The sequence below is a fragment of the Curtobacterium pusillum genome (assembly GCF_013359865.1).
Lineage (GTDB): Bacteria > Actinomycetota > Actinomycetes > Actinomycetales > Microbacteriaceae > Curtobacterium > Curtobacterium pusillum.
The window spans coordinates 20,362-35,722 of sequence record NZ_JABMCE010000059.1; the positions used below are offsets into that span (position 1 = coordinate 20,362).

Annotated in this window: 15 protein-coding genes; 13 read left to right on the top strand and 2 right to left on the bottom strand. The window is 69.9% G+C overall.

Annotated features, from left to right (window positions below; all coding sequences use genetic code 11):
* Window positions 1–60: 60 nt before the first annotated feature.
* The 13 genes from thrS (at window position 61) to HP507_RS04240 (ending at window position 13,609) form a co-directional block, all read left to right on the top strand.
* Window positions 61–2,082, top strand: coding sequence for a threonine--tRNA ligase (gene thrS, locus HP507_RS04180; RefSeq protein WP_175350592.1), 2,022 nt, complete (start codon window positions 61–63; stop codon window positions 2,080–2,082).
* Complete coding sequence (locus HP507_RS04185; protein ID WP_175350593.1) at window positions 2,082–2,744, top strand: HIT family protein; 663 nt, start codon at window positions 2,082–2,084, stop codon at window positions 2,742–2,744. The genes thrS and HP507_RS04185 overlap by 1 nt, the downstream gene beginning before the upstream one ends.
* A 12-nt stretch (window positions 2,745–2,756) precedes the next feature.
* Window positions 2,757–3,677 (top strand): pyridoxal 5'-phosphate synthase lyase subunit PdxS, encoded by a 921-nt coding sequence (gene pdxS / locus HP507_RS04190; protein WP_175350594.1) that lies wholly within the window; start codon window positions 2,757–2,759, stop codon window positions 3,675–3,677.
* Window positions 3,667–4,278: a pyridoxal 5'-phosphate synthase glutaminase subunit PdxT gene (gene pdxT, locus HP507_RS04195; protein WP_175350595.1), complete on the top strand. Its 612-nt coding sequence runs from the start codon at window positions 3,667–3,669 to the stop codon at window positions 4,276–4,278. Before pdxS ends, pdxT begins: the two co-directional genes overlap by 11 nt.
* Before the next feature lie 168 nt (window positions 4,279–4,446).
* Entirely contained in the window at window positions 4,447–5,211 is a 765-nt protein-coding gene (locus HP507_RS04200; RefSeq protein ID WP_175350596.1) for a YebC/PmpR family DNA-binding transcriptional regulator, read from the top strand.
* Between the two features lie 7 nt (window positions 5,212–5,218).
* Window positions 5,219–5,863: a crossover junction endodeoxyribonuclease RuvC gene (gene ruvC, locus HP507_RS04205; protein ID WP_254700929.1), complete on the top strand. Its 645-nt coding sequence runs from the start codon at window positions 5,219–5,221 to the stop codon at window positions 5,861–5,863.
* Window positions 5,860–6,480: a Holliday junction branch migration protein RuvA gene (gene ruvA, locus HP507_RS04210; protein ID WP_175350598.1), complete on the top strand. Its 621-nt coding sequence runs from the start codon at window positions 5,860–5,862 to the stop codon at window positions 6,478–6,480. The genes ruvC and ruvA overlap by 4 nt, the downstream gene beginning before the upstream one ends.
* Window positions 6,477–7,520, top strand: coding sequence for a Holliday junction branch migration DNA helicase RuvB (gene ruvB, locus HP507_RS04215; protein ID WP_175350599.1), 1,044 nt, complete (start codon window positions 6,477–6,479; stop codon window positions 7,518–7,520). Before ruvA ends, ruvB begins: the two co-directional genes overlap by 4 nt.
* 97 nt (window positions 7,521–7,617) lie before the next feature.
* Window positions 7,618–8,025, top strand: coding sequence for a preprotein translocase subunit YajC (locus HP507_RS04220; RefSeq protein WP_175350600.1), 408 nt, complete (start codon window positions 7,618–7,620; stop codon window positions 8,023–8,025).
* 87 nt (window positions 8,026–8,112) lie between these two features.
* A complete protein-coding gene (secD, locus tag HP507_RS04225) occupies window positions 8,113–9,864 on the top strand; it encodes a protein translocase subunit SecD (protein WP_175350601.1) in 1,752 nt (583 codons plus the stop codon).
* Window positions 9,864–10,871 carry a protein translocase subunit SecF gene (secF, locus tag HP507_RS04230; protein ID WP_175350602.1) on the top strand — a complete coding sequence of 336 codons (1,008 nt, stop codon included), beginning with the start codon at window positions 9,864–9,866 and terminating at the stop codon, window positions 10,869–10,871. The genes secD and secF overlap by 1 nt, the downstream gene beginning before the upstream one ends.
* Window positions 10,871–11,218, top strand: a complete 348-nt coding sequence (locus HP507_RS04235) for a rhodanese-like domain-containing protein (RefSeq protein WP_175350603.1) — start codon at window positions 10,871–10,873, stop codon at window positions 11,216–11,218. Before secF ends, HP507_RS04235 begins: the two co-directional genes overlap by 1 nt.
* A 57-nt stretch (window positions 11,219–11,275) precedes the next feature.
* Entirely contained in the window at window positions 11,276–13,609 is a 2,334-nt protein-coding gene (locus HP507_RS04240; RefSeq protein ID WP_254700925.1) for a RelA/SpoT family protein, read from the top strand.
* Here the strand turns inward: HP507_RS04240 and HP507_RS04245 are convergent.
* Together HP507_RS04245 and HP507_RS04250 are read right to left on the bottom strand one after the other, a co-directional pair.
* Complete coding sequence (locus HP507_RS04245) at window positions 13,596–14,168, bottom strand: hypothetical protein (RefSeq protein ID WP_175350604.1); 573 nt, start codon at window positions 14,166–14,168, stop codon at window positions 13,596–13,598. The two genes, HP507_RS04240 and HP507_RS04245, sit on opposite strands and share 14 nt — an antisense overlap.
* Before the next feature lie 201 nt (window positions 14,169–14,369).
* A complete protein-coding gene (locus HP507_RS04250) occupies window positions 14,370–15,332 on the bottom strand; it encodes an ROK family protein (RefSeq protein WP_175350605.1) in 963 nt (320 codons plus the stop codon).
* Between the last annotated feature and the right edge of the window lie 29 nt (window positions 15,333–15,361).

Sequence of the window (15,361 nt, forward strand, 5' to 3'; positions counted from 1 at the left end):
CCGCGCCCGTCGTCGCGCACTAGTCTTGACGCACCAATTCGATCGAGGAGTCCCATCATCGTGACCGAGTCAGTCGCACCCGCGCCCGCAGAGCTTCCCCAGGCACCCGAGCCCCGCACCGCGACGACGACCACGACGGGCACCGAGCTCTTCGACGGCGTGCGCGGCGTCGTGGCGATCCGCGTCGGCGGCGCCCTCAAGGACCTCGCGGCGTCGGTCGATGCCGGCGACCTGGTCGAGCCCGTGACGCTCGACGAGCAGGACGGTCTCGACATCCTCCGCCACTCGGCGGCGCACGTGCTCGCGCAGGCCGTGCAGCAGATCAACCCCGACGCCAAGCTCGGCATCGGGCCGCCCGTCACCGACGGCTACTACTACGACTTCGACGTCGCCGAGCCCTTCACCCCCGAAGACCTCAAGGCGATCGAGAAGAACATGGATCGGATCATCCGGCAGGCCCAGCGCTTCCGCCGCGTGGTCGTCACCGACGACGAGGCCCGCGAGCGCATGGCGGGGGAGCCCTACAAGCAGGAGCTCATCGGCCTCAAGGGCGCTGCGGACGAGGGCGACTCCGGCGAGAGCGTCGAGGTCGGCGCCGGCGAACTGACGGTCTACGAGAACGTCGACCCGAAGACGGGGGAGGTCGTGTGGCAGGACCTCTGCCGCGGCCCGCACCTCCCGCACACGCGCATCATCGGCAACGCGTCGAAGCTCATGCGCGTCGCAGCCGCCTACTGGCGCGGCTCGGAGAAGAACCCGCAGCTGCAGCGGATCTACGGCACCGCGTGGCCGGACAAGGACCAGCTCAAGGCGTACCTCGTGCGTCTGGAAGAGGCGGCGAAGCGCGATCACCGCAAGCTCGGCGCCGAACTCGACCTGTTCTCGTTCCCGGACGAGATCGGTTCCGGCCTGGCGATCTTCCACCCGAAGGGCGGCATCATCCGCCGCGAGATGGAGGACTACTCGCGCCGTCGGCACGAGCAGGAGGGGTACTCGTTCGTCTACACGCCCCACATCACCAAGGGCGACCTGTTCGAGCAGTCGGGCCACCTCGGCTGGTACAAGGACGGCATGTTCCCCGCCATGCACATGGACGAGGCCCGCGACGAGGACGGCAACGTCACGCGGCAGGGCGCGGACTACTACCTCAAGCCGATGAACTGCCCGATGCACATCCTCGCGTACCGGTCGCAGGCGCGGTCCTACCGCGACCTGCCGCTGCGCATGTTCGAGTTCGGCACGGTGTACCGCAACGAGAAGTCCGGCGTGATCCACGGACTCACCCGCGTCCGGGGAATGACCCAGGACGACGCGCACATCTTCACCACGAAGGAGAAGATGAAGGAGGAGCTCACCACCACGCTCCAGTTCGTGCTCTCCCTCCTGCGCGACTACGGGCTCGACGACTTCTACCTCGAGCTCTCCACGAAGGACCCGGAGAAGTACGTCGGCGACGACGCGGTCTGGGAAGAGGCGACGAACACCCTGCGCGAGGTTGCCGAGGAGTCCGGGCTCGAGCTCGTGCCCGACCCGGCCGGTGCGGCGTTCTACGGACCGAAGATCTCGGTGCAGGCGCGGGACGCCATCGGCCGCACCTGGCAGATGTCGACGGTGCAGCTCGACTTCAACCTGCCCGAGCGGTTCGGCCTGGAGTACGCGGCGGCGGACGGCACGCGCCAGCGCCCCGTGATGATCCACCGCGCGCTCTTCGGCTCGATCGAGCGGTTCTTCGGCGTCCTCACGGAGCACTACGCCGGCGCCTTCCCGGCCTGGCTCGCCCCGGTGCAGGTCGTCGCGATCCCGGTGGCGGCGGAGTACGGCGACTACCTCGACGAGGTCGTCGCGAAGCTCCGGTCGCACGGGGTGCGTGCCGAGGTGGACCACTCGGACGACCGCATGCAGAAGAAGATCCGCACGCACACGAAGCAGAAGGTGCCGTTCCAGCTCATCGCCGGTGGCGACGACCGCGATGCCGGTGCGGTGTCGTTCCGCTTCCGCGACGGCCGTCAGGACAACGGCGTGCCGGTCGACGAGGCGGTCGAACGGATCCTCACCGCGATCCGCGAGCGCGCGCAGGTCTGATGGACGAGCAGCGGCCGGGAGGCTCGGAGCACGTCCCCGGGACCGGTCACGTCTCCGACGTGGTCGGTCCCGGGGCCACCGGTGCGTCCGCCGCGAACGGCGACGGTGATCCGCTCGTCATCCGGGACGCCGCAACGGGTGCCGCGGTTCCGGACGCGTTCCAACGGCTCTGGAACCCGCACCGGATGGCGTACATCGACGCCGGGCGCGAGGGGAAGGGCCGCGGGCACGACGACGACTGCCCGTTCTGCGAGGCGCCGCACAAGTCCGACGAGGACGCCCTCATCGTCGCTCGGGGCGAGCACGCGTACGTCCTGCTCAACCTGTTCCCGTACAACAACGGCCATCTGCTGGTCTGCCCGTACCGGCACGTCCCGCTCTACGACGAGGCCACGCCGGAGGAGCTCCGCGAGATCGGCGAGCTCACCCAGACCGCGATGCGGGTCCTCCGCGCGGTCTCGCACTGCGACGGCTTCAACATCGGCATGAACCAGGGTGAGGTAGCCGGAGCCGGCGTGGCCGCGCACCTGCACCAGCACATCGTCCCGCGGTGGCAGTCGGACGCGAACTTCTTCCCGATCATCGCGCGCACGAAGTCGCTGTCCCAGCTGCTCGGCGAGAGCCGGAGACTCATCGCGGAGGGGTGGCCGTCGGACCACTAGACTGTCGGCATCATGAGCGACAGCAGCAGCACCCCGAGCACCCCCGGCACCTCGATCACCGGCTCCGACCGCGTCAAGCGCGGCCTGGCGGAGATGCTCAAGGGCGGCGTCATCATGGACGTCGTCGACGCCGAGCAGGCGCGCATCGCCGAGGAAGCCGGCGCCACCGCCGTCATGGCCCTCGAGCGCGTCCCCGCCGACATCCGCGCCCAGGGTGGGGTCGCGCGCATGTCCGACCCCTCGATGATCGAGGAGATCATCGCCGCCGTGTCGATCCCCGTCATGGCGAAGGCGCGCATCGGCCACTTCGTCGAGGCCCAGGTGCTGCAGGAGCTCGGTGTCGACTACATCGACGAGTCGGAGGTCCTCTCGCCGGCCGACTACGTCAACCACATCGACAAGTGGAACTTCACGACCCCCTTCGTCTGCGGCGCCACCAACCTCGGCGAGGCGCTCCGTCGCATCACCGAGGGCGCGGCGATGATCCGTTCCAAGGGCGAGGCCGGCACCGGTGACGTGTCCGAGGCGACGAAGCACATCCGCACGATCAACAAGGAGATCGCGGCGCTGCGCCACCTCAAGGAAGACGAGCTCTACGTCGCCGCGAAGGAACTGCAGGCGCCGTTCGACGTCGTGAAGGAAGTCGCCCAGACCGGTAAGCTCCCCGTGGTGCTCTTCACCGCCGGTGGTGTCGCGACCCCGGCCGACGCCGCGATGATGATGCAGCTCGGCGCGGACGGCGTGTTCGTCGGCTCCGGCATCTTCAAGTCGGGCGACCCGGCCAAGCGCGCCGCCGCGATCGTCAAGGCGACCACCTTCCACGACGACCCCAAGGTCATCGCCGAGGTGTCCCGCGGTCTGGGTGAGGCGATGGTCGGCATCAACGTCGCCGACGTCCCCGCGCCGCACCGCCTCGCCGAGCGTGGCTGGTAGTCCGACGAGCGGCGCACGGCCCCGCATCGGGGTCCTCGCGCTGCAGGGCGACTTCCGTGAGCACATCGCCTCGCTGACGGAGCTCGGCGCCCACGTGGTGCCGCTCCGTCGCCCCGAGGAAGTGGAGACGCTCGACGGCGTGGTCATCCCCGGCGGGGAGTCGAGCGTGATGGACAAGCTGTCCCGTGCGTTCGGTGTCGCCGAACCGCTGGCCGATGCCATCCGTGCGGGTCTGCCGACGTACGGCACCTGCGCGGGGATGATCATGCTGTCCTCGCGGATCACCGAGGGGATCGCCGGGCAGCAGACGCTCGACGTGCTCGACACCACGGTGCGCCGGAACGCGTTCGGCAGTCAGAACGACTCGTTCGAGATCGACGTCCCGATGCCGGCGCTCGGGGACGCCCCGGTCCACGCGGTGTTCATCCGCGCGCCCGTGGTCGAGGAGCACGGCCCCGGCGTCGAGGTGCTCGGAGCGCTGCCCGACGGTCAGGTCGTCGCGGTGCAGCAGGGCAACGTGATCGCGAGCGCCTTCCACCCCGAGGTCGCGGGTGAGGACCGCTTCCACCGCCGCTTCCTGGACCTCGTCCGCTCCGCATGACCCCGCAAAACGCAACACGGCGGTTGCTCGCAGCGACATTCCGCTGCGAGCAACCGCCAACGTTGCGTTTTGCGGGCGGGACGGCGGCGCCGAGCAGCGCGGCGGCGATGACCCGCGCCTCCCGGCCGCTAAGCTGGACGGGACTTTCCGAAAGACGCAAGGAGCACCGTGTCCGGGCATTCCAAGTGGGCAACGACCAAGCACAAGAAGGCCGTCATCGACCAACGACGTGCCAAGTCGTTCGCGAAGCTCATCAAGAACATCGAGGTCGCCGCGAAGATGGGCGGCGCCGACCTGTCGGGCAACCCGACGCTCGTCGACGCCGTGCAGAAGGCCAAGAAGACCTCGGTCCCGAACGACAACATCGACCGCGCCATCAAGCGCGGCGCCGGCCTGACCGGTGAGTCGATCGAGTACACGACGATCATGTACGAGGGCTACGGCCCGAACGGCGTCGCGATGCTCATCGAGTGCCTGACGGACAACAAGAACCGGGCCGCTGCCGAGGTCCGCACCGCGATGTCGCGCAACGGCGGCACCATGGCCGACCCGGGCAGCGTCGCCTACAACTTCTCGCGGAAGGGCGTCATCTCGGTCACGAAGACGGACGGCCTCGACGAGGACACCGTCATGACCGCCGTGCTGGACGCCGGTGTCGAGGACGTCATCGACCAGGGCGGTGGCTTCGAGGTCATCACCGAGGCGACCGACCTCGTGGCGGCCCGCACCGCGCTGCAGGACGCCGGCATCGACTACGACTCGGCCGACGCGGAGTTCGTCCCCGGCCTCAAGGTCCCGGTCGACGCCGAGACCGCGCGCAAGGTCTTCCGCCTCATCGACGCGCTCGAGGACAGCGACGACGTGCAGAACGTCTACTCGAACTTCGACATCCCGGCGGACGTCCAGGCCGAGCTCGACGAGGACGAGGACTAGCCCGATGCTGCGCGTGCTCGGGGTCGACCCCGGGCTCACGCGGTGCGGCGTCGGCATCGTCGAGGTCGCACCGAACCGGCGCGCACGGCTCGTCCACGTGACGGTCGTGCGCACCCCCGCGGACATGGCGCTCGAGCAGCGCCTGCTGCGGATCGCCGAGGGCATCGCCGCCGAGATCGACGAGCACGCGCCGGACGCCGTCGCGGTGGAGCGCGTGTTCGCCCAGGCGAACGTCCGCACGGTGATGGGCACCGCCCAGGCGGCCGGCCTCGCGCTGCACGCCGCAGCGGCCCGCAGGCTGCCCGTCGGTCTGCACACCCCGTCCGAGGTGAAGGCCGCGGTCACCGGGTACGGCAACGCCGACAAGCGCCAGGTGCAGACGATGATCGCGCGGGTGCTCGGACTCGACGAGGCCCCGAAGCCGGCCGACGCCGCCGACGCGCTCGCCCTGGCGGTGTGCCATGCCTGGAGGCTCGGGTCACCCGACGCCGTCGGCACCCGTCCCACGAACCTCACCCCGGCCCAGCGCGCCTGGCGGGACGCGCAGGGCGGCACGGTCGACTCGCCGCTCGCCCGTGCGGCCGCAGCCGCAGCACGATCGCCGCGTGGCTCGTCGGCTCCGTCGGTGGCCGGCCGTAGGCTCGGGGCATGATCGCGAGTCTCCGGGGCACCTGCATCGACGTCGCCGGGTCGAACGTCGTGGTCGAGGTCGGGGGAGTCGGCTACGCCGTCACCGTGACGCCCGCGCACGCGCTCACGATGCGCCACGGGTCCGAGGTGTTCCTGCGCACGGCGATGATCGTGCGAGAGGACGAGCACCTGCTGTTCGGCTTCGAGTCCACCGACGCCCTGCAGGTTTTCGACCTGCTCCGGAGCGTCTCCGGCGTCGGACCGAAGTCGGCGATGGGCGTCCTCGCCCACATGGAGCCGGCCCAGGTCGCGGGCGCGGTCGCGAACGACGACGACAGCGCCTTCCGCAAGGTCTCCGGCATCGGCCCGAAAACCGCCAAGCTGATCATCGTCGCGCTCTCCGGCAAGCTCGCCGCGTTCGAGCAGGCTCCCGCCGTCGTTGCCGCTCGCGGTGGTGGGACGCACCCGGCCGCGACCGACGTCGTCACCGCCCTCGTCGGGCTCGGCTGGCGTGAGGACGCCGCGCAGAGCGCCGTCGACGACGTCGTGGCAAACGAGCCGGGCGCTGCCTCGATGGGCACGCAGGCGCTGCTCCGTGCGGCGCTCGGCGCACTGCGCCCCGCCGGGGCCGGCCGGTGAGCGGGATCACCGCCGCCAGCGCCGAGTCGCAGGAGGAACTCGCGTTCGAGGGGGCGCTGCGTCCGAAGTCGCTCGACGAGTTCGTCGGACAGCGCAAGGTCCGCGGCCAGCTCGACCTGCTCCTCAAGGCCGCGGCGCTGCAGGAGCGCACGCCCGACCACATCCTCATGGCCGGTCCTCCGGGCCTCGGCAAGACGACGCTCGCGATGATCGTGGCGCACGAGTCCGGTCGGCCCCTGCGGATGTCGAGCGGACCGGCTATCCAGCACGCCGGCGACCTCGCCGCCGTGCTCTCGTCCCTCGTCCCGGGCGAGGTCCTGTTCATCGACGAGATCCACCGGATGGCGCGCTCGGCGGAGGAGATGCTCTACCTCGCGATGGAGGACTTCCGGATCGACGTGATGGTCGGCAAGGGTGCCGGCGCGACGAGCATCCCGCTCGACCTCGCCCCGTTCACCCTCGTCGGCGCCACGACCCGGGCCGGCCTGCTCCCGAACCCGCTCCGCGACCGCTTCGGCTTCACCGCGCACCTCGAGTTCTACGAGAAGGACGAGCTCGAACAGGTGCTCATCCGCGCGGCACACCTGCTCGAACTCGACATCGACCGTTCGGCGCTCCGTGAGATCGCCGGTCGGTCCCGGGGGACACCGCGGATCGCGAACCGTCTGCTCCGGCGCGTCCGTGACTACGCGCTCGTGCACCGGACGACGGACGGCATGGCCGCCGTGCAGGGGGCCCTCGACCTGTACGACGTCGACGAGCTCGGGCTCGACCGGCTCGACCGCGCCGTCGTCGAGACGATGCTGACGCGCTTCGACGGCGGTCCGGTCGGCCTGAACACGCTGGCGGTGTCCGTCGGCGAGGAGTCGGAGACCATCGAGTCCGTCGTCGAACCGTTCCTCGTCCGGGTCGGCCTCGTCACCCGCAGCCCGCGCGGCCGGATCGCCACGCCCCAGGCCTGGCGGCACTTCGACATGACGCCCGGGCAGGCCGGCCTCGCGCAGCCCGGACTCTTCGACGACGCGGACGACACCGACTGAGTCCGCCACCGCAGCAGTCCCGGTGACATGCCACGCACGAATGTGTGCCCTAGACTGCTACGGCCCGAAACCGAGCAACCAGAGAAGGCATCGCATCATGGGTCAAGAAGTCATCCTCATCGTCATCGTCGTGGCGTTCGCGGCCTTCATGTTCTACAACAGCCGGAAGCGCAAGAAGCAGCAGTCCGAACTCGCCACCAAGATGGTGCCGGGTGCGAAGGTGATGCTGTCCTTCGGTCTGTACGGCACGCTCCTGTCGGTCGACGACGAGAAGGTCACCGCCGACGTCGAGATCGCGCCCGGGACGGTCGTCACCGTCCACCGCCAGACACTGTCGCGTGTCGTCGACGACACCGCGTCGGACATCCAGACCGCCACCACGCCCGAGGACGAGCCGGCAGCACCGAAGCCCGTCGCCGAGCTCAACGGTGAGCCGATCTACGGTGAGCGCGTCGACTCGACCGACACCGACGCCGACGCGGCGAAGCGCAAGACCGAAGACTGACACCTCGGCCGCCGGGTCCACCGACCCGGCGGCGACACCTGCCGCCGGTCTCCCGCCGTCGGTCCTGACAGAAAGACGAGACGACCGGTGGCACGATCGACACCCGTCAAGAAGGCGATCCGCTCGCTCACCTGGTTGGTGATCCTGATGGCGGTCCTCGCGGGGTTGAACACCGCCGCGTCGATCCTCGCCGGAACCGCCAAGGACGACAGCGGGAAGTGGTTCGAAGGGGCCAGCTGGGTCCCGGAACTCGCCCTCGACCTGCAGGGCGGCACGCAGCTGACCCTCGCGGCCCAGAACACCGAGGGCGGCTCGGTGACGAGCGAGCAGCTCAACCAGGCCGTCAACATCATCCGTCAGCGCATCAACGCGACGGGTGTGTCCGAGTCGCAGATCAACACCCAGGGGACGAACAACATCGTCGTCTCCATCCCGGGGAAGCCCGACAAGGCGACGATCGACCGCATCGAAGCGGCGGCGAAGCTGACGTTCCGGCCGGTCCTCTACACCGAGGCCGCCACGAACACCTCCGTCGGTGACAAGGGCTCCTCGTCGGCCTCGCCCACGCCGTACTCGCCGCCGGCGTCCCTCGCGGCGACGCCGAGCGCGAAGCCGACGAACGCCAGTGACCTCAACTGGGTGACGCCGAAGCTGCAGGACCTGTACACGAACTACAACTGCTCCGCGCCGGACGACGTCACGTCGGCTCCGGACGACGAGCCCCTCGTCACGTGCGACCAGGACGGCGCCGCGAAGTACATCCTGGGTCCGGTCGAGGTCTCGGGTTCGAACATCAGCAACGCGACGTCGGGTCTCGCGACCGACTCGCAGGGCTCGTCGACGGGCCAGTGGGCGGTCAACCTGACCTTCGACGGCACCGGCACGAAGGAGTTCCGCACCGTCACGAACCGCCTCGTCTCGCTGACGCAGCCGCAGAACCAGTTCGCGATCGTCCTCGACGGCTCGGTCATCACCGCGCCGACCACGAACTCGGCGATCACGAACGGCAAGGCCCAGATCACCGGTTCCTTCACGGCCGAGTCCGCGAAGACCCTCGCCGACCAGCTGAAGTACGGCGCCCTGCCGATCAACTTCCAGGTGCAGTCGAACGAGAACATCTCCGCGACCCTGGGCACGGCGCAGCTCGTCGGTGGTCTCGTCGCCGGTCTGATCGGCCTCATCCTGGTGATCATCTACTCGGTGATCCAGTACCGGGCACTCGCGTTCGTGACCGTCCTGTCGCTGGGTGTCGCCGCGGCGCTGACCTACCTCGTGATCGCGATCATGTCGTGGCGCGTCGACTACCGATTGTCACTGGCGGGCGTCGCGGGTCTGATCGTCGCGATCGGCATCACGGCGGACTCGTTCATCGTGTACTTCGAACGCATCAGGGACGAACTCCGCGAGGGCCGCGGGCTGGAGAGCGCCGTGGAAGCCGGGTGGAAGCGCGCACTGCGCACGATCCTGGCCTCGGACTCGATCAACTTCCTCGCCGCCGTCGTGCTCTACATCCTCGCGGTGAGCGACGTGAAGGGCTTCGCGTTCACGTTGCTCCTCACGACCCTGATCGACGTCGTGGTGGTCGTGATGTTCACGCACCCGATGATGCAGCTCATCGCCCGCAGCCGGTTCTTCGGTGAGGGCCACAGGTTCAGCGGGCTCGATCCGTCCGCCCTCGGTGCCGTCTACCGCGGTCGGGCGCAGTTCCGTGCTCCCGTGGTCGACGGCAAGCGTCAGCGCAGTGCGGGTGAGGCGCAGCGCCGACAGACGATCGCGGAGCGGAAGGCCCAGCAGGCCTCCGGCGAGAACGGCACCACGCCGGACGGGAAGGACGACTGATGGCCAGCTTCAGCCAGTTCGGCAGCGACCTCTACACGGGCAAGCGCTCGTACGACATCGTCGGCCGCCGCAAGACGTGGTACATCATCGCGATCATCGCGATCGTGATCTCACTGGCGGTGCCGTGGCTCCGCGGTGGGTACCAGCTCGGCATCGAGTTCACCGGCGGTTCGGAGTTCACGCTCTCCGACGTGAAGAACCTCGACCAGAACCTCGCGACCGAGACCGTCGAGTCGATCGTCCCCGAGGGCGTCCCGCGCGTCTCGCAGCTCGGCACGCACGGCATCCGCGTGCAGACCGGTCAGCTCACCGACCGTGAGACCACCGATGTCCAGGACGCCCTGGCGAAGGCGTACGACGTGCCGGACAGCCAGGTCGCGGCGACGTTCATCGGTGCCACCTGGGGCGCGGACGTGCTCGCTCAGGCGATCCGGGGCCTCGTGATCTTCCTCGCCCTCGCGGCGGTGTTCATGGCGCTGTACTTCCGCACCTGGAAGATGTCGGTGTCCGCGATGGTGGCACTCGTCCACGACCTGCTGATCACGGCCGGCGTGTACGGCATCGTCGGGCTCGAGGTCACGCCGGCGGCCGTCATCGGCTTCCTGACGATCCTCGGCTACTCGCTGTACGACACCGTCGTGGTCTTCGACAAGGTGCGCGAGAACACGAGCCAGGAGTCGCACCGCACCTTCGTGCAGTCGGTCAACCTCGCGGTGAACCAGACGCTCGTCCGGTCGATCAACACCTCGGTGGTCGCGCTCCTGCCCGTCGCGGCGATCCTCTTCATCGGGTCGTACGTCCTCGGCGCGGGCACGCTCCGCGACATCTCGCTCGCACTGTTCATCGGCATCATCGTCGGCACCTACTCGACGATCTTCATCGCGTCGCCGATGTACGCGCACCTCCGTGAGAACGAGCCCAAGGTGAAGCAGGCCGACGCGAAGAAGCAGGCCGCCGCTGCCAAGCGCCAGCGCCAGCGTGAGGTCGACGCGGCGGCGGAGGCCTGATGTCGGCCGAGATCCAGGAGATCGACGTCGCCGAGGCACGTCGACGCATCGACGAGGGTTCTCGCCTGTTCGACGTGCGCGAGCCGGGGGAGTGGGACGAGGTCCACGCGCCGCAGGCGACGCTCGTCCCGATGTCCGAACTGGTGGCGCGGTGGAAGGAGATCGACGGCGGCGACGAGCCGGCGATCATCGTCTGCCACTCGGGTGGTCGTTCGGCCCGGGTCGTCGCCGCGCTCGAGCAGTCCGGCGTCCCGGCAGTGAACCTCGCCGGCGGCATGGTCGCCTGGGAGCGCGCGGGCGCCCCGGTGGTGCGCGACGCCCAGGGCGAACCCCGTCACGAGCACTGACCGGACGCGCGTAGTCTTGTCGGATCGAGCTCGGACCGAGTCCCTGGGAGGCGCAGCATGACGGACACACGTGAGTCCACGCCCCAGGACGCGAACGCGCCGAGCCGTCCCGGCTCCGCCCCGCGGCCGTCGAGCCCGATCGGCCCGAACACGACCGGCAACCTCGGCTCGCTCCGGTCCCTGCTGCCGCGCCTGTTCTCGCGCGCCCAGCCGGCCGGTGCCGTCGACACCCTGATCCGCACGGTCCGCTCGCACCACCCGAAGGCGGACGTGACGCTCATCGAGCGCGCGTACTCGGTCGCGGAGCGTGCCCACGACGGGCAGAAGCGCAAGTCCGGCGAGCCGTACATCACGCACCCGGTCGCCGTCGCGCAGATCCTGGCGGACCTCGGCATCGGCCCGATCACGATCGCTGCCGCGCTCCTGCACGACACCGTCGAGGACACCGACTACCAGCTCGACCAGCTGCGCGAGGACTTCGGCGACGAGATCGCCATGCTCGTCGACGGCGTCACGAAGCTCGACAAGGTCAAGTACGGCGACAGCGCCCAGGCCGAGACCGTCCGCAAGATGGTCATCGCGATGTCGAAGGACATCCGCGTCCTGGTCATCAAGCTCGCCGACCGGTTGCACAACGCCCGCACGTGGGGCTTCGTCGAGTCGACCTCCGCCACGCGCAAGGCGAAGGAGACGCTCGAGATCTACGCGCCGCTCGCGCACCGGCTCGGCATCCAGATGATCAAGCTGGAGCTCGAGGACCTCTCGTTCGCGGTGCTGCACCCGAAGCTGTACGTCGAGATCGACAGCCTCGTGAAGGAGCGCCAGCCGAAGCGCGAGCAGTTCGTGCAGAACGTCATCGGCACCCTCAAGAAGGACCTCAAGGCGGCGAAGGTCCGCGGCGAGGTCATGGGCCGGCCCAAGCAGTACTACTCGATCTACCAGAAGATGATCGTGCGCGGGCGCGAGTTCGACGAGATCTACGACCTGGTCGGCATCCGCGTCCTCGTCCCGACCGTCCGCGACTGCTACGCGATGCTCGGATCCGTGCACGCCCGGTGGACGCCGCTGCCCGGTCGCTTCAAGGACTACATCGCCACCCCGAAGTTCAACCTCTACCAGTCGCTGCACACCACGGTCCTCGGGCCGCAGGGTCGCGCGGTGGAGATCCAGATCCGCACGCACGAGATGCACCAGCGGGCCGAGTTCGGTGTGGCCGCGCACTGGAAGTACAAGCAGCGCGCCGCCGGTCGCGACGTCGACACCTCGTCGGCGACTGACCAGGACATGGCCTGGCTCGCGCACATCACCGACTGGCAGGCCGAGACCAGCGACCCCGGCGAGTTCCTCGACTCGCTCCGGTACGAGATCGGCGCCAAGGAGACCTACGTCTTCACGCCGCAGGGCAAGGTCATCGGCCTGCCCTCCGGCGCGACCCCGGTGGACTTCGCCTACGCCGTGCACACCGAGATCGGGCACCGCACCATGGGTGCGAAGGTGAACGGTCGCCTGGTGCCCCTCGAGAGCCAGCTCTCCAGCGGTGACGTGGTCGAGATCTTCACGTCGAAGAACCCCGATTCCGGGCCCAGCCAGGACTGGCTGACGTTCGTCCGGAGCCCGCGCGCCCGGAACAAGATCAAGCAGTGGTTCACCAAGGAGCGCCGCGAAGAGGCCATCGAGCAGGGCCGAGACGCGATCGCGCGTGCGATGCGGAAGCAGAACCTGCCGCTCCAGCGCATCATGAGCCAGGACTCCATCTCCGAGGTGGCGTCGTCGATGCGGTACGACGACGTGTCGGCGCTGTACGCCGCCATCGGCGAGGGCCACGTCTCGACACAGTCCGTGATCGAGAAGGTGCTCGGGAACGTCCAGACCGAGACGGAGACCGAGGAGCCGGAACTGACGTTCCCGCGCCAGGTCACCAGCCGGCAGCTGCGCAACAGCGACAGCGGCGTCCTGGTCCGCGGCGCGCCGGACATCCTCGTGAAGCTCGCGAAGTGCTGCACACCCGTGCCGGGGGACCAGATCGTCGGGTTCATCACCCGCGGTCAGGGCGTCTCCGTCCACCAGGCCTCGTGCACGAACGTGAAGTCGCTCATGAACGAGCCCGACCGCATGATCGAGGTCGAGTGGGCCCCGTCGTCGAAGTCGGTGTTCCTCGTCCAGATCCAGATCGAGGCCCTCGATCGATCCGGGCTCCTCAGCGACGTCACCCGCGTGCTGACCGACCACCACGTCAACATCCTGTCGGCGACGGTCTCGACGTCGTCCGATCGCCTGGCGCTCAGCCGCTTCGTGTTCGAGATGGGCGACACGACCCACCTCGACCGGGTGCTCAACGCCGTACGGCGGATCGACGCCGTCTACGACGTGTACCGCGTCAGCGCGGGCTGACCGGCTCGGGGCCCCGCAGCGCACGGAGCCGACGTTCGGCCTGCCGGACCATCGGGATCGTCCCGAGGGACCCCAGACTCGCCCGGAGCTCGTGGACGGTCACGGCGCCGATCGCCAGGAGCCCCTCGACCGCGGACGACTCCGCACGACCGAACGTCCCGTCGCCGCCGACCGGGCTGCGCAGGAGGTCGACCGCCGTCCGCAACGGCGTCGTCACACCGAGGCCGCCCAGCCGCAGCGCGTCACCGTCCGCGATGACGACCTCGCGAAGACGCACCCCGGCGTCCACGTGCACGCGGACCTGCGGCGGGATGCACGCCTCGAGCGGCGACGGCGGACGCGACACCGCACCCCAGATCCAGGCGGCGGTCCGGGTGCACGCGATGAGCCGCGGGTCACGCAGGCTCCAGGCCACGGCTGCTGCTCGCAGCGACGCGGTCTGAGGTTCCGCGGGGGAGGCCCAGCACGGTCCGACGGCGACGAGCTCCCCGGCCAGCACGGCGGCGCGCAGCTCGGACTCCGGCCAGTCGTCGCTGGTCACGAGTCGCGTTCGGGGCACCCGCACATCCTGCCGGACGGCGGGCGCGCCGCGTCACCCCTGTGGACAGCGCGGGCAGCACTCCGCCGGCCCTGCGTCACCGACGACGGTCTGGAGGCGCGGTGCGGGCCGGCACCGTGCCTCCCGTCCGGCCGTGGTCGCGTCCGGTGCCGCACCCGCGTTCCGGGCTCAGCGACACGAACCGCGCCGCGCCGCGCCGCGTCAGCGCAGCACGTCCGCGCGGTGTACGAGGGCAGCCGCGCCGATGAGCGGCCCGTCCTGCGACAGCCCCGTCGGCACGATGCGCACCTTCGTCACGAAGCCGAACTCGACACGCTCCGCCACCGCCTGGCGCGCGTACTCGAACAGGTCCGGCGTCACGTGGGAGAACCCGCCGCCGATCGCCACGACCTCGAGGTCGACCAGGCTCGTCGCCGCGGCGATCGCCTGCCCGAGGGCCCGACCGCTCCGCTTGACCGCCGCGACCGCGATCTCGTCGCCGGCCGCGTACGCTGCCGAGAGCTCCTCGCCGGTGGTCCCGGCGAAGCCCTGACGCCGAGCCCATGCGACGGTCTTCGGGCCGCTGGCGATCGCCTCGAGGCAGCCGGTTCCGCCGCACGCGCACGGGTCGTCGAAGCCGCCGCACTCCACGTGCCCGATGTGTCCGGCGTTGCCGGTGGGCCCGCTGACGGTGCGGCCGTGCAGGATGAGGCCACCGCCCACGCCCGTCGAGACGATCATGCCCATGACGTGCTCGGAACCCTGCGCGGCGCCGACCCAGTGCTCGGCGAGGGTGATCGCGAGGCCGTCCATGCGGAGGGTCACGGGGACGCCGGGCACGTGCGCGGCGACACGCTCGCGGAGCGGGTAGTCGCGCCACACCGGCATGTTCAGGGGGGAGACGAGCCCGTGCTCCTCGTCGACGGGGCCGGCGGAGCCGACGCCGACGCCGACGAGCATCGCGTCCGCGGGGAGCGCCGCGAGGGCTGCGGTGACGACCTCGTCGACGGCGGCCTGCAGTTCGTCGGAGGTGCGCTGCGGCCCGGTCGGGCTGCGGAAGCGCGTGCCCGGCAGGACGGTGCCCTCGTCGGTGACGAGCGCCGCTTCGACCTTCGTGCCGCCCAGGTCGACGGCGAGGGCGAGCCCGGTGGTGGCTGCGGTGGACTGCGGTGCGGTGGTGGGCATGCTCGCTCCGATGCGGCGGTCTGGAGGCG

Bases quoted from the DNA above. Each gene is read 5' to 3' on its own strand.
- HP507_RS04250 (WP_175350605.1), bottom strand. From the start codon at position 15,332: ATGCCCACCACCGCACCGCAGTCCACCGCAGCCACCACCGGGCTCGCC.
- pdxS (WP_175350594.1), top strand. From the start codon at position 2,757: ATGAGCGACAGCAGCAGCACCCCGAGCACCCCCGGCACCTCGATCACC.
- HP507_RS04235 (WP_175350603.1), top strand. From the start codon at position 10,871: ATGTCGGCCGAGATCCAGGAGATCGACGTCGCCGAGGCACGTCGACGC.
- HP507_RS04240 (WP_254700925.1), top strand. From the start codon at position 11,276: ATGACGGACACACGTGAGTCCACGCCCCAGGACGCGAACGCGCCGAGC.
- secF (WP_175350602.1), top strand. From the start codon at position 9,864: ATGGCCAGCTTCAGCCAGTTCGGCAGCGACCTCTACACGGGCAAGCGC.
- ruvA (WP_175350598.1), top strand. From the start codon at position 5,860: ATGATCGCGAGTCTCCGGGGCACCTGCATCGACGTCGCCGGGTCGAAC.
- HP507_RS04185 (WP_175350593.1), top strand. From the start codon at position 2,082: ATGGACGAGCAGCGGCCGGGAGGCTCGGAGCACGTCCCCGGGACCGGT.
- HP507_RS04220 (WP_175350600.1), top strand. From the start codon at position 7,618: ATGGGTCAAGAAGTCATCCTCATCGTCATCGTCGTGGCGTTCGCGGCC.